The sequence below is a fragment of the Peribacillus sp. R9-11 genome, assembly GCF_031345095.1.
Taxonomy (GTDB): domain Bacteria; phylum Bacillota; class Bacilli; order Bacillales; family DSM-1321; genus Peribacillus; species Peribacillus butanolivorans.
Window position 1 is genome coordinate 3,159,379 of the sequence record NZ_CP133763.1, and the last position, 22,438, is coordinate 3,181,816.

The 22,438-nt window shown below is 35.8% G+C and carries 22 protein-coding genes and 2 pseudogenes; 3 read left to right on the plus strand and 21 right to left on the minus strand.

Going from position 1 to position 22,438, the window contains the following annotated elements; all coding sequences use genetic code 11:
• Positions 1-317: 317 nt before the first annotated feature.
• From RE409_RS15295 to RE409_RS15305, 3 genes are all read right to left on the minus strand, one after another.
• Positions 318-944 (minus strand): metal-dependent hydrolase, encoded by a 627-nt coding sequence (locus RE409_RS15295; protein ID WP_201185093.1) that lies wholly within the window; start codon positions 942-944, stop codon positions 318-320.
• An 831-nt stretch (positions 945-1,775) separates the two neighbouring features.
• On the minus strand, positions 1,776-2,693 hold the full coding sequence (locus RE409_RS15300) for a hypothetical protein (RefSeq protein ID WP_056523624.1): 918 nt from the start codon (positions 2,691-2,693) through the stop codon (positions 1,776-1,778).
• Positions 2,694-3,170: 477 nt separating this feature from the next.
• Entirely contained in the window at positions 3,171-4,064 is an 894-nt protein-coding gene (locus tag RE409_RS15305) for a selenium metabolism-associated LysR family transcriptional regulator (protein WP_201185095.1), read from the minus strand.
• Positions 4,065-4,190: 126 nt separating this feature from the next.
• Between RE409_RS15305 and RE409_RS15310 the strand changes: the two genes are divergently transcribed.
• Entirely contained in the window at positions 4,191-5,216 is a 1,026-nt protein-coding gene (locus RE409_RS15310; protein ID WP_201185096.1) for a YeiH family protein, read from the plus strand.
• A 149-nt stretch (positions 5,217-5,365) separates the two neighbouring features.
• Here RE409_RS15310 and RE409_RS15320 read toward each other — a convergent pair.
• The 8 genes and pseudogenes from RE409_RS15320 to RE409_RS15355 form a co-directional block, all read right to left on the minus strand.
• Positions 5,366-6,731: pseudogene (locus tag RE409_RS15320) on the minus strand (IS1182 family transposase).
• Between the two features lie 259 nt (positions 6,732-6,990).
• Positions 6,991-7,827, minus strand: coding sequence for an adenosylmethionine decarboxylase (speD, locus tag RE409_RS15325; RefSeq protein WP_201185097.1), 837 nt, complete (start codon positions 7,825-7,827; stop codon positions 6,991-6,993).
• Between the two features lie 132 nt (positions 7,828-7,959).
• Positions 7,960-8,631, minus strand: coding sequence for an ABC transporter permease (locus RE409_RS15330; protein WP_053346307.1), 672 nt, complete (start codon positions 8,629-8,631; stop codon positions 7,960-7,962).
• Between the two features lie 17 nt (positions 8,632-8,648).
• Positions 8,649-9,566: an osmoprotectant ABC transporter substrate-binding protein gene (locus RE409_RS15335; RefSeq protein WP_201185098.1), complete on the minus strand. Its 918-nt coding sequence runs from the start codon at positions 9,564-9,566 to the stop codon at positions 8,649-8,651.
• 11 nt (positions 9,567-9,577) lie between these two features.
• Positions 9,578-10,231, minus strand: coding sequence for an ABC transporter permease (locus tag RE409_RS15340; RefSeq protein ID WP_056527266.1), 654 nt, complete (start codon positions 10,229-10,231; stop codon positions 9,578-9,580).
• A 12-nt stretch (positions 10,232-10,243) separates the two neighbouring features.
• Positions 10,244-11,398: a betaine/proline/choline family ABC transporter ATP-binding protein gene (locus RE409_RS15345; protein WP_201185099.1), complete on the minus strand. Its 1,155-nt coding sequence runs from the start codon at positions 11,396-11,398 to the stop codon at positions 10,244-10,246.
• Positions 11,399-11,607: 209 nt separating this feature from the next.
• A complete protein-coding gene (locus tag RE409_RS15350) occupies positions 11,608-12,783 on the minus strand; it encodes an acyl-CoA dehydrogenase family protein (RefSeq protein WP_201224249.1) in 1,176 nt (391 codons plus the stop codon).
• Between the two features lie 889 nt (positions 12,784-13,672).
• Positions 13,673-14,098 carry a VOC family protein gene (locus RE409_RS15355; protein WP_053346312.1) on the minus strand — a complete coding sequence of 142 codons (426 nt, stop codon included), beginning with the start codon at positions 14,096-14,098 and terminating at the stop codon, positions 13,673-13,675.
• 171 nt (positions 14,099-14,269) lie between these two features.
• Between RE409_RS15355 and RE409_RS15360 the strand changes: the two are divergent.
• Positions 14,270-14,389: pseudogene (locus RE409_RS15360) on the plus strand (IS3 family transposase); the annotation flags it as partial.
• Between the two features lie 124 nt (positions 14,390-14,513).
• Here the strand turns inward: RE409_RS15360 and RE409_RS15365 are convergent.
• The 7 genes from RE409_RS15365 to RE409_RS15395 form a co-directional block, all read right to left on the minus strand.
• Positions 14,514-14,942 carry a DoxX family protein gene (locus RE409_RS15365; protein WP_201185102.1) on the minus strand — a complete coding sequence of 143 codons (429 nt, stop codon included), beginning with the start codon at positions 14,940-14,942 and terminating at the stop codon, positions 14,514-14,516.
• A 70-nt stretch (positions 14,943-15,012) separates the two neighbouring features.
• A complete protein-coding gene (locus RE409_RS15370) occupies positions 15,013-15,867 on the minus strand; it encodes a M56 family metallopeptidase (RefSeq protein WP_201185104.1) in 855 nt (284 codons plus the stop codon).
• A complete protein-coding gene (locus tag RE409_RS15375; protein WP_201185106.1) occupies positions 15,867-16,283 on the minus strand; it encodes a BlaI/MecI/CopY family transcriptional regulator in 417 nt (138 codons plus the stop codon). The genes RE409_RS15370 and RE409_RS15375 overlap by 1 nt, the downstream gene beginning before the upstream one ends.
• 198 nt (positions 16,284-16,481) lie before the next feature.
• A complete protein-coding gene (locus tag RE409_RS15380; protein WP_201224247.1) occupies positions 16,482-16,751 on the minus strand; it encodes a hypothetical protein in 270 nt (89 codons plus the stop codon).
• 87 nt (positions 16,752-16,838) lie between these two features.
• Positions 16,839-17,507, minus strand: coding sequence for an NAD(P)H-binding protein (locus RE409_RS15385; RefSeq protein WP_309557781.1), 669 nt, complete (start codon positions 17,505-17,507; stop codon positions 16,839-16,841).
• 92 nt (positions 17,508-17,599) lie between these two features.
• Positions 17,600-18,169, minus strand: a complete 570-nt coding sequence (locus RE409_RS15390; protein WP_201187876.1) for a histidine phosphatase family protein — start codon at positions 18,167-18,169, stop codon at positions 17,600-17,602.
• Positions 18,170-18,197: 28 nt separating this feature from the next.
• Entirely contained in the window at positions 18,198-18,542 is a 345-nt protein-coding gene (locus RE409_RS15395; protein ID WP_201224245.1) for an avidin-fold protein, read from the minus strand.
• 247 nt (positions 18,543-18,789) lie between these two features.
• Between RE409_RS15395 and RE409_RS15400 the strand changes: the two genes are divergently transcribed.
• On the plus strand, positions 18,790-19,311 hold the full coding sequence (locus tag RE409_RS15400; protein WP_056527290.1) for a DUF2179 domain-containing protein: 522 nt from the start codon (positions 18,790-18,792) through the stop codon (positions 19,309-19,311).
• A gap of 199 nt (positions 19,312-19,510) precedes the next feature.
• Here the strand turns inward: RE409_RS15400 and RE409_RS15405 are convergent, their stop codons facing one another.
• From RE409_RS15405 to cls, 3 genes are all read right to left on the minus strand, one after another.
• On the minus strand, positions 19,511-19,924 hold the full coding sequence (locus RE409_RS15405) for a cytosolic protein (RefSeq protein ID WP_309557782.1): 414 nt from the start codon (positions 19,922-19,924) through the stop codon (positions 19,511-19,513).
• A gap of 65 nt (positions 19,925-19,989) precedes the next feature.
• Positions 19,990-20,745, minus strand: coding sequence for an exodeoxyribonuclease III (locus RE409_RS15410; RefSeq protein WP_201224241.1), 756 nt, complete (start codon positions 20,743-20,745; stop codon positions 19,990-19,992).
• Positions 20,746-20,819: 74 nt separating this feature from the next.
• The gene (gene cls / locus RE409_RS15415; protein ID WP_201224239.1) at positions 20,820-22,325 is read right to left on the minus strand and encodes a cardiolipin synthase; all 1,506 of its coding nucleotides are present in this window, start codon (positions 22,323-22,325) and stop codon (positions 20,820-20,822) included.
• Positions 22,326-22,438: the final 113 nt, after the last annotated feature.

Genomic DNA, 22,438 nt, shown 5'->3' on the forward strand with positions numbered 1-22,438 from the left:
ACACCAAAAACGATTCTTCCATACACTCCATCAATTTTTATTCTTCCATTTTTATACTTTTTCACTTTGTTTGATTGCATACATTAATACGAATTCATGCAATCTCCACTATTCTATCTAAGCGTCTGTCCAAAAACTCTAACTGATCAAGAGTCGTATCATCTGAAAATGAGGAAGATAAGTTAAATTTACCCTATAATAGTTATCATTTCCTATTATTTTATATTTAATATTTTTTTACTTTATCAAAAAATACCATATCTCATGATGAATAGTAAAAGAAACAGTGGTTCTGACAGAACCACTGTTTCTTTTACTTAAAATTCCTTTGAGAAAAATGGCAAGAATAACTTTACTCCTCGTCTATTAAAAGGTAAAAATTTCATATCCGCAATTAAATGACTTATGTAGCCTAATATACAAGTAGTGAAAATCCCCTCTATCCCCAAAGATGATTCGAATTGATGAGCAATGACGCCAAAGAAAACGATGCCAGCAATCGAATGCGTATAACTTCTATGAGGTGTGAAAGATGCTAGAATTATATAGATACCTAACAGCCATAACCAGTTTTCCTGTAAAGATAGGCCGCCTCCTAATACCCCTAATCCTGTCAGGGTCAGCATATGCCTTTGCGTTATAAATGTAGATATTATAATAATGCCAATTCCTGCTCCTACACCAACCCACTTTTCCGTTTCAGAACCTTCCAAAACGCTATAAATAATCATGAGAATCCCGATGGTTTGTGCTAAAGTTCGGATGAACTTGTGTGAAAAGGTAATTCTATTGCTTAACTTTCCGTCAATATCCATGTCGGGCATTAGACCTGAAACACCCCCAACCCCAACTAAGAATAAAGTAGTGGTTGGATCGGTTTGAAGTGTGTTTGCTGTTAAAAATCCCACTGCTGCTCCTAATGCCATATGCGCTGTCCCGTTCACTGTCTCTCTCCTGTTCTTCTAAGAAGTTATCTTCCATATCACAATCGAATGTTTGTTCGAACACCTTGCTTTTTAACTATACAATATTTTTTACTGAATTTCTTTATTTCTTTTAAAAAAATGGGATTATTCCTTGATTTCAAAATAAGAAGAACCTTATTCCCTCTTTGTAATGTTCTTAGAATCCTTTGAATTTTGTTCACTCACTTCTAGTCGTATCACCATTTTCAGGTTAAATAGTTATTGGGCTATCCTACTCGTGAAAATCATGAAAAACGAAGAGGCAATAAGTGCTAAAATTCAAAATAAATCATGAACAATATTACAAAGTACACAAAGAGGAATTGAAATAAAGAATATGAAAGCTCATCCTGGTGTCGCTAAGCTCGATGCAATAAGGCAGATTTCTCTTTTTGAGAAAGAAACTCATAATGCTTAAGTAAATATAGCTACACAAAGCTAACCAGAAATGTTAGAGCCAAGTAGACTTCGTCTTGACTTACTCTATAAAAATATTATATTGAAATTAACCTTATTAAAGGCTCGTATTTATATACAAAACCTTTAAAATTTTTTTTCTAACGAGACTTTTTTATTAGAAACTTTATCAATAATATGAATATACTAATCTATAAGGGGAGTGATCCAAATAGCCTTTCTAAACGCCTTCAATAATTTTAAAAAAGGGAAAAAGTCTAAGAAAATAAAAAACATGGATTTTAGAGAGCAACACGTAAAGAAATCTTCTGAGCTTATTGGTAATAATGTAATCGTTCAAAATATAATTAACAATCACCTTACAAAAAAAAATAACCACTTGTAGGGTGGTTTTTATTTATTGTATGAAATTTCTTCATTCTTCACCATCGTCAACGTTACATCATATATATAGTTATATTGTAGATAATAATCGTATATGACATTGTGTAGAATTTTTATTAGTGATTTATCGAAGGTATCGAATTCCGTTTGATAACTGCTTAAAACCGTGACAAATTTGCCGTCTAGGTTTTCATAATAATGCAAGAGAAAATTCTTATAATATTCACTGTCACTGTTGCTTTTATTCGTTATACATGGATCACCAGTTTGGATGGACTTATCAAGCATCGATTTGATGGATTTAGGTAGCTTAGCTTTTTTGAATTGATTTAAGTTATAAATTTCATAAGTAAAGTCAAGTCCTAATTGATTGGAATAAAACTCGATCGTACTATCCAATGTATAAATTAAGGGAGCTTTAAAATCCTTGCTATTTGCAATCTCCTCTGATATCTCCAGCTGAAATTCCTCAGATGTTAAATATGCTGCAAATTTCATTTTTGAACTGCTCACGCTAAACACCTCAAAAACAGCTGCATCTTGTTTTTCAATCTCAATTTCTATATTAAAAAACTTAAAGTGTTTTAGCCGGTAAAAAGCAATCGGTGCTAATAAAAAAAGTAGTATCCACACTAGGTAAAGAAATAATGTGTTGAAGATTATTTGATAAAACTCAGATGTTACAATCGGTTCTATGATTAACGTTATCAATGTATGTTCAAAGCCTTCAGAAATAGCTGGATTCTGTGTATTTACGGGATTGACGACTTTATCAGGCTCCTTCCACGTTTGGATTCCTAATAGGGCCATCGCAACCAGTGTATAAACAAAAATCAAAATAGTCCCAATCACATATAATTTTGGCATGAATCCTATAATTCTGTCGAAAACAGAAATTCGCTTATTTTTCTGCTCCTCTATAGCCAATGTGGACGCTCCTTTTACAAATTAATATAAAATAGAAAAAGTCAATAAAGGGACAAAAAAAGCATCCTAGTCTTTTCCTATTTAATAATATGTTTGTAATCAAGCGAACATACGTAAATGTTGGTTGAGGGTAACTGATTTCCTTTTTTCATCCATTCCGAAACAGATACCTTCCCGTTTGGCTTGATATCTACAGCCATTTCTAGTGTCATCTATGAAGTTTCACTTTCTAGTTTTATCCACACTAACATTATGACGTGGGTATTATCATATGTCCTAAATGTAACAGGATCTATGTACCTAGTGTCACGACGATTGCACCCCGAAATTCGTGAACTTCCCTTATACTTGAAATTAAGGCTATTACGGGTTCTTAAAAAAAAGGAATAATTCGAAAGCGCTTTCGATTAAATCAAAAATGCCAGGCTCCTCAATCGTGTAAATGAGGAGGTCAGCTTTTATACATAGAATTCCGTATCATTTTAGTTGTCCTTTTATCGCAAATTCTCTCACTTTATTTAAAAACATCTCCAATGCTTTTGATGCTTCGAAATCTTTCTTTTTCACCACTGAAAAAGGTCTAATAAAGGCTTCATTTTTCAAATGAAAGGTCTTCAATTCACCGGTTTTCAGTTCTTTTTGCACGGTTAATCGGGATAACAGTGCAATGCCAAGACCAGCCATAACTGCTTCTTTCACTCCTTGAATACTGGTAAAAATAAAGCTTCGTTTTATGTTTAGATCTAGTTTGTTTATAAGTTTATCTGAATACGTACGAGTTCCCGACCCTTGCTCCCTAAGTACCCATGTTTGATCCTGAAGCATGGCACCATCTATGATTTCCATTTGTGAAAGTGGATGATCAGGCGGAACGACGACAATCATTTCATCATTCATGAATGAGTTAACATCAATATCTTTATAATCCGTTTCCCCTTCAATCAGACCTATATCAATCTGGTTAGAACGTACGCCTTGAATAACTTCATTAGAATTTGAAATAATAATTTGAATATCAACTAGAGGATATAGGACAGAATATTCCGCCAAAACTTTCGGAAGATAATATTCTCCTATTGTAAAACTAGCCCCAATTTTTAGAGTCCCACTTACCACGTTATTAAAATCATTAATTTCTCTTATTGCTGTCTCATAGTGATTCAGCATTTGCTTTGCATGCCTATATAAGATTTTTCCAGGCTCTGTTATTTGAACCTGTTTCGGGGAACGGTAAATCAGTTTCGTCCCCAATTCATTTTCCAGATTCCTTATATGAAGGCTAACTCCCGGCTGTGACAGATTAAGAATATCACCTGCTCTTGAGAAATTTTTCTGTTCGATTACGGTTACAAAAACCTTTAAAGGATCCATAGTTACCTCCTCTTTATAATTTATTTTACCATAAGTAAAAGTGATTATTACAATAGCAAATATATATTTCACTTATTTTTAATTTACCCTTAAAGTAAAGGAAACAATAAAGATGGAGTGTTCAACTTGGGAAAAACAGCAAGAGAAACAATAAAGCTTGGCTTTATTAAAGGGATAGTTTTAACCCTACTAATTGCTATTGCAGCAAAATTCTTGGCAGAGCTCCCCTTCCTTCATATAATGGGGCAGCTCGTCATAGCGATATTAATAGGGGTGTTTTGGAAATCCATAGTCGGCTTGCCTGATTATGTGGTTGCAGGGACCAATTATTCTAGTAAGGTTCTTTTGCGATTTGGTATCATTTTGTTAGGGATGCGTTTGAACTTAAAGGATATTTTTAATGCTGGACCAAAAACTTTTGCTGTCGGAGCTATTAGTCTTGTATTTGCTATATTAATAGTTTATGGATTGACCCGTCTTTTTAAGGTCGAAAAAAAGCTGGGTATTTTGACAGCCTGTGGAACAGGAATTTGTGGAGCTGCGGCTGTCCTTGCGATTTCCACACAAATTAAAGCAAAAGAAAAAGATACAGCGATTGCCGTGGCAACGGTTGCGGTATTGGGAACAACCTTTACATTTGGTTACACCATTCTTTACCCATTCCTAGGTTTATCAGATCAGGGATACGGAATTTTCTCGGGAGCTACACTGCATGAAATTGCTCATGTAATTGCCGCTTCAGCACCAGGTGGAAATGAGGCAGTAGATATGGCAGTCATGGTCAAGTTAACAAGGGTTGCCTTACTCATTCCTGTTGCAATTTTTATTGGATTCATAATGAATTTGAAAGAGAGAACAGCTAATCCTGGGAAGAAATTTTCATGGAAATCTATCCAGATTCCTTGGTTTATTTTAGGGTTTTTAGCAACTAGTGCACTTTATTCTACAGGAGTAGTACCAGAAGCTATTGCTGAATACATTGTTTCACTTTCTTATATCCTCATGGCAATGTCTATGGCGGGACTCGGATTAAATATAGATCTTGTAATATTCAAGAAATATGGTGGAAAACCATTTGTTGCTGGTCTATTCGGTTCAATCTTATTATCAATTCTTGGTTATGTATTGGTCCGCGTATTACAATTAAATTAATATTCACAAAACAAGCATTCCTTAATTGGAATGCTTGTTTCAGTTTGTAGACAAAAGGGGTTCGGAATGTTTTAATTCCGGACCCCTTTTGAAATCCCCTTTGAATTTTGCTCAAGATTAAGAGATTGGGCCTCTACGAGCCCACTTTATTAAGCCATTCTTGGACCTTGCCATGTCCAATTGGCTATCTTCTTTAAATTCATGGCAGCGAAAGTAAGCATCGCCTGCATCGACAATTTTTTAAGTCCCCTTAAAGTAGTCCAACGCATACCATGCTTTTCTTTTGCATCTGCGAATACACGCTCTACGCTCTATTGTTTCTTTACGTTTCGCATATATAGGTTTTACATCCTTGTGATGACGCAGATGATCTGCTTCTTCCATATAATTTTGCCAGATATGGCGTGTCACCACTTTTTGATGGTCTTTGCTTACTGTACACTGTGATAAAAATGAGCATGTCGCACAAGTGTGTTTGGGTGATTTGTACTCGCGATAGCCCTCTTTATTTGTTGTTGAGTACTTTAAAATCTCGCCCGATGGGCAGAGGTAACTATCAAAATGTTCATCGTAAACATAGTCATGCTTGCGAAAGAACCCTTCTTTTGTTCGTGGACGTGTATAGGGTAAAGCTGGTGTGATTTCTTTCCCAAAAAGGTAGCTTGTAATAGCTGGTGTTTTGTAAGCTGCATCTGCGGCAACAGCTTCAGGTTTTCCAACTTTCTCAATCACTTGTTCAACAAGAGGCTCTAAGATATGACTATCATGCGTATTTCCCGGTGTTACAATCGTCCCCAGCACAAAACCGTTGCGGTCCGCAGCCGCATGAAATGAATAGGCAAACTGTTTTGTTCGTTCATCTTTTACATAGTAGCCACTCTCAGGGTCAGTTGTACTTTCTTTAATTTCTTTGGTTTCTTCTTTATCAAATTTATCCGGTGGAAAAGGCTTCTTTCCCTTGTTTTCACGATCTTGATTTATTTCTTCTTGAAGGCGTCCTTGATATGCTCGTGTTTCCTTACGAACGATTTTCTTTTCGAATTTTCGCTTATTCGCACTGGCTTTCACATGTGTTGAATCAACGAATACGTGCTCTGCACTTATTAACTTTCTTTCTGAAGCTGTCATTAAGATACGATAAAAAATCCGTTCAAACAGGTCTGTATCTTTAAAGCGACGCTCATAATTTTTCCCGAACGTTGAGAAGTGAGGTACTTTATCATGGAAACCGTAACCTAAAAACCAACGGTAAGCCATATTCGTTTCAACTTCTTCAATCGTTTTACGCATCGAACGAATACCGAAGGTATATTGAATGAATGTCAATTTAACTAAAATAACTGGATCAATACTTGGGCGCCCTATCTCTGAATACATATCTTTCACCAAGTCATAAATGAAAGTGAAGTCAATGTCCCCCTCAATTTTACGAACCAAATAGTTCGCTGGCACCAGTTGATCCAAAGTAATCATTTCAAGTTGATCTCGCTGAATAGAATTATGTTTCGAAAGCATCGTCATCACCTCAAGTTTTAATACTTCTATATTAAAACAAAAAGGACTGTAGGCAAAAGTGGTTATATCTAATTGTTAAAACAAAGTTGATTGGAACGGAAGGTGCGAGACTCCTGCGGGAAATGCGTGTCCAAGGGAGACCCCACAGGCGCAAAGGCGCCGAGGAGGCTCCCTGACCGCCCGCGGAAAGCGAGTGCCTGGAGTGGAAATCAACGTCGAATTTTTACAACCCCTCAAAAAAACTGTAGACAAGCATTCCTTAATTGGAATGCTTGTTTTTCTTTAATAGATGCGGAACGTTAGCTCCATAAAAAATTTCATCCATCTCTGTTTGTAGTCTTTCTATAATTTCCTGTCGTTCCTCTGAATTTAATTTTTCTTCTGTGAAGCCGAATAAATAATTATTTATATCGAATCTTTTCAACTTACATTTCGTATGAAATATATTTTCCTGATACACATTGACGTCTATCATATCATATAAACTCTTTACTTCATCAGGGATGTAATTTTGAATGGAATTTATATCATGATCAATGAATAATTTCCGTCCATTTTTATCCCGTGTAAATCCTCGGACACGGTAATCAATAGTAATTATGTCAGTATCAAAGGAATGTATAAGATAATTAAGTGCTTTTAGTGGAGAGATTTCTCCACAAGTAGATACATCGATATCAGCCCTGAATGTACTAATGCCTTCATTCGGATGAAACTCAGGGTATGTATGAACAGTAATGTGGCTTTTATCCAGTTGCATGACAACATTATTGGGTAATGGGCCAGGGGATTCCTCATAGGTACCAGTCGGAACTTCGACGACAGGTCCTTCGGAAACAAGCATCGTTACACTTGCACCCTGTGGAATATAGTCCTGTTTTGCCGTATTCAAAACGTGTGCTCCAATTAAATCCGATACGTTTTGCAAAATCTTCGAAAGCCTTTCTGCATTATACTGCTCATCGATATATTCTAGGTAGGCTTCGCGTTCTTTCTTTGTTTTTGTAAAACAAATATCATACATATTAAAACTTAATGATTTCGTAAGATTATTAAAACCATGGAGTTCAATTCGTTGTTCTGGTGTAAGTTTCATGTTTGATCGATTCCCCTTATTTTTTTACAACTGTTCTTATAGTTACCCTTTATTAGAAATAAAAAACTAAAGGGAAGAATTTATGGCTAATAACCTTAATAAAAAAAGAGCAGTTGCAACTGCTCTTTTTCCCTATTTTGCTTCGGATTGTATTAATTTCTTTCTTTTAATTGGTGAAAGTGCACGTTCTAACCACCCTAATAAAATGTCAGCCAGAATAGCCATTAATGCTGTTGGTATAGCTCCTGCGAGAATAATTGCGGTACCATTCGAAGCATTGGTTCCCCTGACAATGATATCACCCAGTCCACCTGCACCGACGAATGTGCCGACTGCAGTTACACCAATCGCAACGACAAGTGCCGTTCGTAGACCAGCCATGATGACAGACAGGGATAATGGCAGTTCGACCATTCCTAGTAATTGGAACTTCGTCATCCCCATAGCCTTACCCGATTCTAAATAGGCATGATCAATGTTTGTAATTCCTACATACGTATTTCTTAGGATTGGTAGTAAAGAATATAAAAACAATGACAAAATAACTGTGTTTGTCCCCAGTCCCATTACTAACATAAGGAGAGCAAGCATTGCTAAGGCTGGTGTGGTTTGTATGACATTAGTTATCGAAAACACCCAATTACTCAACTTTTTATGCTTTGCGATGAATATACCTAGCGGGATAGCAATGATTGCGGCAAATAGAACTCCGTAAGCAGACATTAAAAAGTGGCGATAAAATTCAGTAAGTACGTACATCCAATTCTGGGAGTAATACGTTCCCAGTTGTTCCAAGGTTTCCATTAGATTGCACCTCCCATTTATTCAAAATAATTATGTGCTTCAAGGAACTCCGTTGCTACAATCGATGGTTCTTTCAAGTTTCCATCAACTTCATAGTTCAGTTCCTGCATCGTTTCGGTTGTGATTTCTCCAATTAACTTAGTTAGTTGATTTTCTATTTCCGGATATCGTTCTAACGCATCTTTCGTGACAACGGGTGAACAATCATAAGGAGGGAAATATTGTTTGTCATCTTCTAAAAGCTGCAAATTATTCACCTTAATCCGTCCATCTGAAGAGTATGCGAGGACAATGTCCATCTGACCATTTTTGACAGCGTCGTAAACTAGTCCAATTTGCATCGGATAGGTTTCTCCGAATTCTAATCCATAGGTGTCTACGAATTCCTTATAGCCGTCCCCTTTTCTTTTCAGCCAAGCACTATCGACACCTAATCTCAAATTCCCTGCATCTTTTTCCAAATCGGATATTTTTTTATAGCCTTTTTCCTCTGCCAATTCATTTGATATCGTAAATGCATAAGTATTATCAAATCCATAAGAATCGTAAAATTTGAATCCATATTGTTTTTTAAATTCCTTTTGAACAATTTCCATTGCCTTTACTGGATCTTTTTCAATATCCTGAGCTAAAACACTCGTTAAATCCGTCCCCGTATAACGAGTTGCGGCTACATCAATATCCCCACTCTCCATTGCTTGTTGCTGTACGAAATTCGAACCTAAATTCTTAATAATCTTCGTATCAAGGTCTGTATTTCGTTCAAGTAGTTGTGCTATCATGTTTGCCAAGATTTCGGATTCGGTCATACTCTGCGCACCAATTTTAACCGTTTTTTCAGAAGATGACCCCAACCCAGGCAATGAGCAGCCGCTGATGAATAATGAAAACAATAAAAGGGTAGTAAAACTTATTTTTCTTATTTTTTTATACATGGTATTCCTCCTCAAGCAACTTCCTTCATACCTTTTAATCCTTTTGGTACGACTTTTCGTTCAATGATCGAGAAAACATAATCCACCAGGATAGCCATGATGATTACCGGTACTGCACCTGCGATGATATATTCTGTTTGGTATAAATTCAAACCAATAAATATGTAATCCCCAAGTCCTCCGCCTCCAATAAAGGAAGCCAATGTTGCCCAGCCAATTAAATAAACGGAGGCAGTGCGAATCCCAGCCATAATGACGGAAAGTGCAAGTGGAAATTCAACTAGACGAATTCTCTCCCAACTCGTCATCCCGATGCCTCTACCAGATTCAAGTAAATTTTTATTTACACCTTTAATGCCTGTATACGTATTCCTGAGAATAGGTAAAACAGAATAGAAAAATAACGCAATAATAGCAGGTGTCTTCCCAACACCGAGGAATGGAATGAAAAATGCTAGTACTGCCAAGCTTGGCAACGTCTGCATGATGTTTGCAATTCCAATAATTATAGATGCGCTTTTTTTCATACGGGTCAACAAAATGCCAAGCGGTACAGCAACTAGTATTCCAAGGAATACAGCAATCATAGATATATATAAATGCTCCCACGCCTTGTAAAGCAACTCTAGCCAATTCGTTTGTAAAAAATCGAGCAATGTTTCCATCTCATTCACCTCCTAAAACATCTCAGCCATTTCAGCCACTAGATTATCTTCTTCCCCCCAGATGCTGTCGTACACGATGTCAACCAATGTAGCTCTAGTAACAATTCCGACCAAATGTTTATTTTGGTCAACGACCGGCACATATTTAAATCCGCGTTTTAAAATCTTCTGAACTGAATCACGGATTAATGAGTCTTGTTTCACAGAATAGACTTCAGTATTGATTACTTCACTAATAAATGTAGCTTTTTTACGATATTCACTAATCGTTTCAACATCTACAAATCCTTTTAATACATTCTCTTCATCTACCACGAGCAGAGAATCAACTCGTTTTTCTCTCATAATAGTGATAGCGTTAGTAAGAGACTTTTCCTCAGTAATTGAAATGGGATTACGACTCATGATTTGTTCGACCAATTGTACGTTCGGTCTTGTTTGAAGCAATCGTTCTTTACCGATAAATTCTTCAACAAATTCATTGGCTGGATTTCTGAGAATTTCATCCGGGGTTCCCACTTGAACAATTTCCCCAGCCTTTAAAATCACAATACGATCAGCAAGTTTAATCGCTTCATCCATATCATGGGTAACAAAAACAATTGTCTTATTAAGTGTGCGCTGCAGATTTTTAAATTCCTCCTGAAGAGCATCGCGGGTGATCGGATCTAGAGCACCAAAAGGTTCATCCATTAATATGAGTGGTGGATTAGAAGCTAGAGCCCTGAGAACGCCAATTCGCTGTTGCTGACCGCCGCTCAGTTCGTAGGGATACCGTTCTAAATATTCGGGACCCATATCAACGAGCTGCAGCAATTCTAGCGCACGTTCTTTTTTCTCTTGATCACTCCATTTAAGTAGTTTTGGAACGAGGGTGATATTTTCAAGAATCGTCATATGAGGGAAAAGACCAATTTGTTGAATTACATACCCGATCTGTCTTCTAAGCTTAACCGGATCCTTTTCCATTATATTTTCTCCATTTATGAGTATCTTACCTTCGGACGGTTCAATCAGGCGATTAATCATTTTCATTGTCGTTGTTTTCCCACAGCCACTCGGACCAATGAAACAGATGAACTCCCCTTTTTTTATATCAAGTGTTATATTCTTTACAGCTTTCTTCCCTCCCTTATAGACTTTCGATACATTTTCAATTTTTAACACGACAAGCACCTCCATCATTCGCATACAATTACAAATTTTACAAATTCATTTCACTTTTCATATGCACAGTCTCTTATACCCATACGAAAAAATATTAAACCTTTTATTAAAATAAACTAGTTCAATGTAATTACATTGAAGAAATGGAATGAAAAAAACTACCTCATTTTAATAAAGGTAGTTAATAGATTTAAGTTTTTAACATTGAATTAAAACCCGATATTTTTAGCGATGAGGGTTTTCACTATTTCATCTGACCCTGTATAGAATGTTGTCAAACGAATGTCTCGATGACGCCGGGCAATTTTATAATCACCCATATTTCCGTATCCATCATGTAACTGCATGCACTTTTCAGATATTCGCTTTGACATCTCCGTAATCCAATATTTAGCCATCGATACTTCAGTTATGATATTCTCCCCATTCATATGTTTACAGATCAAACCATCAACAAACGTTCTACCCAGCTGAATATCGGTCGCTATTTCAGCAATGGTAAACTGTGCCTTATTAAATTTACTTATTTTATTACCAAATGCTTTTCGTTCTTTTATAAAATTCATCGTTAAGTGGAGCATGTCCTTAGCTGCCATTAAAGACCCAATCGCACACATAAGTCTTTCCTGCTGCAGTTTTTGCATTATATATGATAGGCCCTTCCCTTCCTCCCCAAGGATGTTCCCAGCAGGAACTGAAGCATCATCGAAAAATAGTTCGGCTGTTTCTGAGCTATTCTGGCCTGCTTTTTCAAGCTTTCTGCCTCGTGTAAGCCCTGGCGTATCTTTATCAATAAGCAACAAACTGATTCCATCATTGGAAGGATTAGCATCAAGATCAGTTTTACATGCTACAATCAATAAGTCAGCTTTAAAGCCATTTGTGATAAACGTTTTGGCTCCATTGACAATATAATACCCTTCTTTCTTGATGGCTGTGGTTTGGATATTCGCTAATTCTGAATCCATTCCTGGCTCTGTCATTGCAAAAGCAGAAATCATTTCTCCTGAACTGAACTTGGGTAAATACTTTTGTTTTTGATCTATTGTTCCGAATGAAGCAATATACGGGGCTACAACATCAGAATGAATTGAAATGCCTACTAAGGCTGATCCAACCATTTCCAATTCCTCTGCCAGAACAACTGAATATCCAAAATCTGCTCCTACCCCACCGAATTCCACATCAAGCCATGGACATAAAAATCCGTTATCCCCAATCTTTTTCCAAAATGAGCGAGGTACTTCCCCCTCTTTTTCCCACTTATCATAAAAGGGGATAGCTTCCTTGTCGAGAAATTCACGAATTGATTGTTTAAATAATAAGTGTTCTTCTGTGAGGAAGGAACGTGAATCATTCTTATTGAACGCCATCGTGTTAACCATGGGTTAACCTCCATTCGCTAATGATTTTGTTGAGATACATCAATGTGAAATATCTTGTAATCCACAACCATAATCAAGATAAATAGGCTAAATATATAGATGTAAACGGTTACAATAATAAAAATCATCAAACTGTCAAAATGGCCCATAATATTCATGTTCAACAAAAGTATTGAATTCCCTTTTAAAAATCTATTTTTCACCATTTTAAATTCATTTTTGATTATATTATTTGAAAAGCTACATGATTTAAGAAAATGATGATTGATACTTAACTGATTAAATATGGGTTAATCTTGTATTCTGCCGAGGTTATTTTTGTAATATAGGGTATTTTGGGATTTAATAATTCCTCACTTTCCGAATGCCTACATATTGCACAAACGTGGTCTTCTCTTCCTCTGATACATGATATGATTACTTTAGGCATAAGAAAAGGCGATCCTTCTTAATGAAGAATCGCACCTATCATTCCATAAGGAGTACCTCAAGCAAAACGCAGAGTTACAACGTTAAGAATATTCCAGAATAAAAAAAATCCCAATCTCTCAGTGATATAAATGAGAAATTGAGATTTAATTATTCTTCACCATTGCGCCTTAAGTTGGTTACCTTGGAAACGTTTTTAACCAATCATTTCCCTATTAGTGGAAAATTCAGTTATAATCTTTTGCCCAATCATATTCAATCATTAAATAAATTTTTTTCGCCTTGATTGTTTCTTATTGATCTCATTCAAAATAACCGCTATTTCGTGCGAATTTTCAATATGATGTTCCAATTTGGATTTATACAAGCTCAACTATTGATTATATGTTGGAACGGAAAAGTCACCAAATCAGCTGCTTTGGGCTTCATACATGGGGCTATTTTTTATACTAGAAAAAAATTATTGTTGACCCTCTGTGTAAATTTGAAAAGTTACACCGAATTTGTCCGATACAATCCCATAAGCAGGGCTAAAAAAAGCTTCCTGCAGCGGCATTTTTACTTGTCCATCTTGCGACAAGTATTCAAAAATTTGTTTTGATTTTTCGATATCGTTAGTTGAAATACAGATCGTAACCTGATCTCCAGTTTGACTAGTTTGACCTGGAAACATATCTGAAAACATGAGGTCCGTTTCTCCAACCTTTAACATTGCGTGTGACACAAGTTCCTTTGCTTCTTCTGGTATAGGAAATTCCGGGTTTTCTGGCATTTCTCCAAAAGTTTGATTAAAAAGGACTTTTGCACCCAATGCTTTTTCGTAAAATTGGATCGCTTCCTTCGCATTTCCGTTCATCATTAAATAGGGAGATAATCGCATTGTCATAATTAAATAGCTCCTTTGGTTCTAATTTCTTTACAAATCTTGAGTAACTTCCAAGCTTCCTTTTGAACTTGTCAGTGATAATAACTACTATACCATTATTACCCATGATTGTATTTTATAATAAAGAACGTATGTTCGTCAATATATATTACTTGAAGACTAACAATTTTTGAGCATTTCAAACAAGAACTAGAAGATTATATCCATTACTACAATCACCAACGCATCAAGGTGAAATTAAAAGGCATGAGCCCAGTAGATTACTCGGTTCATGCCCTCAAAGCTGCCTAACTAACTAAAAAAAATTGTCTAATTTCTTGGGTTCTCTTTATTTGATAAGCTCTTTTTTTGACTTTAGTCTAGCGTTTCAATTTGGTGAGCATAAAACTTAACACTTTGATATTGTATATCCTTATTAACTCGCTATTATTTCTGAATCTTGTCCTTTTTTATGGTTTGGTAACTTAGAATCTATCGATAGGAATCGGCTTCCATTTAATACTAGGTGAAGTGCAATAATCATAAGAATGAGGTCTAATTCGAATCCTGCACCTTCTCCATTCCCCATAAAGCCTGCTGGAAATTTCACATAAACAATTGCACCAGCCATAATGAATATAAGGAGGGCAGAAATTATTCTTGTTCCAAGACCTAAAATTAAAGCAATTCCTCCAACCAATTCAATTGTACCAACTACATAGGCCATAAATCCCGGAATGCCTATACTTTGAAACCATCCAGAAATGTTATCCAATCCACTTTGGAATTTTGACAAACCATGCATCAAAAATGTAAGTCCCAACATTACTCTTAATAAAAAGGTACCGATTTCTTGTTTTTTCATGACACATCTCCTTTTATTATATTTCACACTACAAAGTGTAGTGTAATGATATAAAAAAATCAAGTGAAAGTCATCCGACAATCACTATAGTCATTCCCAATAGTATAATCAAAACATATATAGAAACAAAAATCGTGGTAATATCAGCCCTTAAAGGAATTCTACTTTTAGGATCAACTAATTCCTGAAGTCTATAGTTAACTGATTCATTCGAGAAGTGGACAAGGACGGGAGAGGATTTATCAGAGCAAGAATGTTTAATTAACTTCAACAAAGCAGCGCTTATGCCTAATTCAGTCCCCATTTTATTAATCGCATATTCATCGGCTAATAGTTCACTAATTATTTTGTAATTTTCATAACACCATTTTGTCAGTGGGACAAACCATAACGCCTGTGAGATCAACTGTAAAATAAAGATTACTAATGGATCATATTTTTTTTGGTGAAAGGCTTCATGCTCTACTACTGCTTCTAGCTCATCAAAGTCCAATAATTGAATTAAACCAGTACTAAACACAATGAAAGGGCGCCTGAAACCAAGCGTAAACGCAAGAGGTTGATCAGCATTCACAACTAAGATATCTTTGTTGGCCCGTTTGAATGTTTCGTTTATAGACCTTGTCTTTTCAACGTTTTTGTAGTTAAAAAGCTTTTGTTTAAACCTTCTGGAAAGGAGATATTGCTCTGCAATTTTGAATAGTGTGATCAAAATACTATAGGATATTACTATAATGAGCAGTGTGATGACGACAAAGTAGTATACTGAACCTTCTTTAAATAGACTAAAGCAAAATTTAAAAAAGTTGGCTTTAATATTTACTCCAAAAAAGATGTGTACCAAAAACGCTCCCATTTGGCTCCATACTACACCGGCAATTAAAAGACTAAGGCTTATCACAAAATAAGACTTTTTCTTCCACATTATAATTTATCCTTTTTTAACGATTGAATTTTTTGTTCCAATTTTTCAATTAAAGCTTGGTCAGCGTCTTTCATGGCATCAAGCATATGGCTAATGACAGCACCACCAAATTCATCTAGCAAATTCTCAGTCAGTTTCTTTGACTGCTCTTCTAAAAACTCCGCTTTAGATTGCACAGGGCGAAATAATGAAAGCCTTCCTTCAGACCACTTTTCAAGAATGCCTTTTTCGACTAGACGATTCATGACTGTCATTACAGTATTAAAGTTGATAGGCTTTTCAAGCTCCAATGATTGCTGCACCGCTTTAATACTCTGTTCATTTTTATCCCATAAATATTCCATGATACTAGCTTCCAAGGGACCAAAGAAACGATTCAGTCCAACTTCATCATATTTAAAATTTTTAATATTCATCTTTTACCCTCCCACTACGAATTGTAGTGGAAATTCTTGTTAGAATCAAGTTTCATCAGGAAGATTAGATCTGATGTATATCCAAATATCTTTATGGGCGGCACAATCGAATTTGTAACCCTTCTTGGATTATTAATTGTTAAGCTTAATTGAGTCGAGTAATGCATACAAGATTGAAGTATGGTTGGAAATAGCGTGTTAATTACATGATGCCGACCATCGAAATGATTTTTCATGACCTGACAACATTTGATTAATTGCTTTAATAGCTTTTCTAGCACCAATATGGCCTACCAAATGATTATTTTGCCATTCATTACCTCCAACACTGGCCTGGCTTTTTCCAGTACTTCTGGATCTCCACCTGCTATTACAGTCAAAATTCCTTTCAGCTCCAAATGTTTCCCTGCTAACAGGTACATCCAAAACCCGGATCCTTTTTTCCTGATAAGCAGAATGAATCTCCATAATAATTTGTTTTCACATTAAATCTCAGTTTTTGCTTCGAATTTTAAAGAAACGAGCCTAATGAAGGCTCGTTTCACTAATTAATGATTAACTCCTTGTTGTAAGTTTTTCTATTTCATCAGAATTATAGAAATGATACCCTAGTGTCGGCTTTTGGGCCGCACCATACATTGCAGCAGCTACTTTGTTTGCTTCTATGGCACGATATGGACGTAAAGGGCCAACTAAGAGAAATTTAGCAAAAGAACCAATCATACCAGAAATCTTTTCACCTGCCCTAAATTCCTTTCGTTCACCAAGAAGTAAGGACGGGCGAAATATATGTACAGAATTCAATTCTAGTTGTTGTAGTGTTCCTTCCACATCGCCTTTAACACGACTGTAGAAAAACTTGGATTTGGAATTGGCTCCCATGGCTGTTATGACGAGAAATTTCTCAACATTAGAGGCTTTCGCCATTTTCGCCGCTTCAATAACAAATTCATAATCAACTTTACGAAAAGCTTCTTTCGATTTGGCTTTCTTAATAGTTGTACCTAAACAAATAAAAACATCAGTGGCATTGAATAAATCTGCATATCTGACTAAATTATCAAACTCCACAATATGGACTTCGCAATTAGGTTCTTTAGATTCTATTTCCCTTCTAGATAGCAAGTGGATTTCCTTATAATTATTGCTGTTACTTAACTCTTTAACTAAATGGGTACCAACGACTCCAGTTGCACCTAAAATCAATGCAGTTTTTATAGTCATGATTTCCTTCTTTCCTTTATAAGCTACTAAATAGCAGCTATACTTTTATTTCATTTTTTCTTCCTAAAGAACTTTTTGAAAATCATAGAGTATTAGGATAGATGATTTACTTGATTAAAATCCTCAATAATCCAGGAATCCATCTCAAATTTAATCGTACTTAAACAAGCATTAAATAACCTCATTTGTTTTGAAACGATTGTCTCATTTGACATCAATCGTAAAATAAAATGAATCACTGCGCCATGTGCAACAAGGATCACTTTCTTCTCAGGATACCCCTGCTGAATCTCTTGAAGTCCTTTTACCAGCCTACCACGTAAAGACTCCTGACTCTCCTGATTAGGATAGACTTTATCACTGAATGCAGACTCTCTTTCATGCGCTGTCATTCCTTCAGCAGAGCCAAAGTTCTTTTCTATGAATTCTAATTTTTCAATCACTGGCCTATCAATATAGAAGCTAATGATTTCGGCAGTTTCTTTAGCCCTTTTTAGAGGGCTTGTAATAATTACATCCCAATCTGCTTTAGACAAAAATTCACCACACTTCTGTGCTTGTATCTTTCCTTGTTCATTTAGTGGGATGTCAGTCTGTCCCTGCAGTTTTCCCAGTGCATTCCAATCAGTTTGACCATGACGTACTAGACAAATAGTAGTAATTGTCCCCAAACCTCTCTATGTAAAATCTTTATTTTTTCACTTCTTCAATGATGGAATGACCTTCACTCTGCTCGAGATCTAACCATTTCCACTTTTCATGCAATCGGACTCGTCCATCAGGCAACATTTCCGGCGTGGAAAGACAGCTACCTCCTCTAATTTCACCTTTTTCATTAATATGATTGTACCTAAATTCCAGTGACCCATCCATATTAACAATACCTTTTAAAGTCCCTTTAATAATCTCTCCCCCTTCATAACTTGCTGTAAGAATATTTCCTTCTTGTGAATAGTAAAAGAATGTATTTGCCGATACTTCTCCATTTTCCGAATTATCTTTAGCTATAAATGTTCTTCCGTTATAATTAAGCATAGACAATCCCCCAGATAAATTATTTAGGATAATGATACCAAATTAAAGCAAAAAAGAGTATTATGAAATTCTCAAACACATTAAATTATAGGATTTTCTATGATTAGAAATGCTGAGAATAAATACATAATATTTCCATTGAATTCATCCATTGTCTTATGATTAGATTATGGAAGATGTTTCATATGGGAGGGCGATTCTATATGAAATATCAAAGAAATTATAAAAAAATTGGTGAGGTGCTCAATTGAAAGAAATTCTGCTCATTTTATTATTGCAACTTATTTATGTTCCAATTTATACACTACGGACTATATTTTTAGTGAAAAATATAACCGTACTGGCATCTATATTAGGCATTGCAGAAATGTTAGTATACGTTTTTGGTTTATCTCTTGTATTTGGCGGTGACCAAAGCATAATCGCCATGGTTGTATATGCAGTTGGTTTTGGTATCGGGATTATTTTTGGAACGAAAATTGAGCAAAAACTCGCCATCGGTTATATAAATGTAACCGTTAATACTCAAGCAAAAAATGAATATTTGATTGATACTTTAAGAAACATTGGATTCGGTGTCACTCTTTATACCGGTGAAGGAAGGGACAGCAACCGTTATCGGATGGAAATTTTAACAAAACGAAACCGAGAGCAAGAATTAATTGCAACAGTTGAAAAGTTTGAACCAAAAGCCTTCATTATTTCTTATGAACCAAGGTATTTTAAAGGTGGGTTTTTACTGGATCGGTTGAAAAATAAAGCAAGCTGAATAAAAAGACTGCAAAAGCCCATCTTTTTCAAGATGGGCTTTTCCTTACGTTATATAATTTTTTGGCTATCTCACGATTTGAATACAAGACGTGAATTTGTTTATGACACGATTTATAGAGAAGAACACGATCTTCCTAGGTGTTAATTGATAGTTGATCAAGCTCACAAGTACCTCACAGACCATAATCTAAAATCGGTTACGGTTTAACGGACTTTCCTTCTTCAACTACATGAAACATCAAGTGTGCAAGATGATGAATTGGTCCATAATCTTCATCCTCTTCCTCTTCCTCTTCCTCTTCCTCTTCCTCTTCCATTTCATCCATGCCTTGTAAATAAAGGGCCATGAATTCATAAAAATCATTTTTGGAGAACGAGTAACAATCACTAGGATCCTGACTATCTTCTTCATATTGTAGAACAAGATGTGATAAATCTCCTTCATCATCCTCTGCATCAAAAAAGACGAAAGATCCCATATTTGTATCCAGTTCAAATAACCTGCGGAATCCACGTGATGCTGATTTTTCAAATTCTGCGGTCGTCAATTTTTGTACCTGCATGCTGTCAACATTATCTTCTTGATGGAAACTCACAATAAATGTGTTCATAACGTTTTACCTCCTGTTGAGTATGGATAACCCATAGTATCCCCATTTTACCGAATTTATCCGAGTTAAAGAGCTGTTTCCAAAACAACCGGACAATGATCACTGCCCATAATATCGCAATGAATATTGGCCTCTATTAAAGAATCCACGAGACGTTGGGAAACAATAAAATAATCGATTCTCCATCCGATATTCCTCTCCCTTACCTTACTCATATATGACCACCAGGTATAAGCACCTTCCTGGTCAGGATAAAAATGGCGGAACGTATCAACAAACCCTGCATCAAGTAAATCAGTCATTTTACCTCGTTCTTCTAATGTGAAACCAGAATTCCCAACATTTGGTTTAGGGTTTTTCAAGTCTATTTCCTGATGTGCTACATTTAGATCGCCACAATAAATAACTGGTTTTACTAAGTCTAGCTCTCTCAGATAATTACGAATTTCATCTTCCCATTCAAGACGGTAATCAAGTCTTGATAAATCTCTTTTAGCATTTGGCGTATAAACATTAACCATATAAAATTTCTCATACTCGAGTGTTATGATTCTGCCTTCCGGTTCCTCACCGCGTTCCCCTACACCATATTTGACTGAAAGCGGTTTTTCCTTCGTGAAGATGGCTGTACCTGAATAACCTTTTTTCAAAGCATAATTCCAATATTGATGATACCCCTCTAGTTCAAGTGAAATCTGCCCTTCTTGAAGTTTAGTTTCTTGAAGACAAAAAATATCTGCGTCCACATCTTTAAAGTAATCTAAAAATCCTTTTTTTACACAAGCTCGAATTCCATTTACGTTCCAAGAAACCAATTTCATATTCTTTTACAATCTCCTTATAGCAAACTTTTCTTTTCTATCACAACTATACTATTGATTTGATTTTTTGCCCATCAGAGTACATTGGAAAATAACCGGGCAAAAGATTCTTTTGAACGTTCCAGCAAACCTCGATTATTATAACTTAATGGATCTAGTTTTTCGCTATCCTTCATATCCTCTTGATAATGAGTGACTAGATCGTTAATGGAACTGCTACCCATAAGGAAGACATTCACCTCGAAATTAAGATGGAAACTCCTCATATCCATGTTTGCCGTTCCAATTGAAGCAATATCACCATCCACAATGATAAGTTTTTGATGCAAGAAACCCTTTTTGTACGAGTAAACTTCTACACCAAATTGAAGAAGTTCACCGAAATAAGAACGACTCCCATATTGGGTTAAAAAACCATCATTTACCGCAGGAACCATAAGTCGGACTTGTATCCCTTTTAAGGCAGCATGCTTAATCGCTGCTTTGATCGCTTGATTCGGTACAAAGTATGGACTTGCAATCCAGATTGATTTTGTTGCACAAGTTATCAGAGAATAGTAAAAATCACTCATGATTCCCTGCTGTGTATCAGGGCCACTAGCAACAACCTGAACCGCTCCATCTCCTTTTTCAACTCTGGTATTGATCTCCGGACGTTCTTCTAAAACATCTTCTCCACTTACATATTCCCAATCTAACAGGAATACCGTATGAAGCATGTAAACGGCTTCCCCTTCAAGGACCATATGCGTATCACGCCAAAATCCAATGTTTTTATTTCTTCCTAAATACTCCTCACCAATGTTCAAACCACCCACAAAACCAATTTCCCCATCTATGATGATGATTTTTCGGTGATTCCTAAAATTAAACTTTTGATTGAAAAATCCGTGCTTTAACGGCGAAAATGGGTATGCTTTAACACCTGCCTTTTTCATCCGCTTAACTTCATTATTTGAAAGACTTAAACTACCTGCAGCATCAAAAATAAATAAAACTTCTACACCTTTTTTTGCCTTTTCAATTAGAATATCTATAATTTCTGTTCCAAGTCTGTCTGAACGGAAAATATAATACTCAATATGAATGAATTTTTCCGCTTTCTTTAACTGTTTAATGATTTCTGAAAACGTTTCATTTCCATTTTTCAACACTTCCGTTTTTGAAGCTGTACTTATAGTCGTCTCAGAAGCATTCTTGGCAAAAGCTGCAAAGGACTTCTGATGATTGTTCAAGAACGTAAGGTCTGGTGAAGATACATGAGTGACAAGACTTTTCCATTCTTCCCGGTCTTTTTTTCTTTTACTTTGGAACAAATACCCCTTTAAATAAAGTTGGCCCGAAAACAAGTAAAAGACATAGCCAAATACAGGGAAAAATAAAAGCACATACATCCATAGAAGAGTATCATGCGCAAATCTATTTTCTAGCATCAGTGAGTATATTGTAATAAACATAACAAAAACATATAACCCAATAAAAAATAGCTTCGTGTTGAAGCTAACCTGACTAAAAACGATCATATAAACCGATACGAGTAAAATAAATAAAAATACAAATTCCATTCTTCTTCTTCTCATTTTTTCATTCTCCTACACTGCAATATTTTATATATCTGTCATATACCCATATTTCATTGCAAAAGAAACAAAAACACTTACGAAGACAAATTTCGTAAGTGTTTATCTTTTTC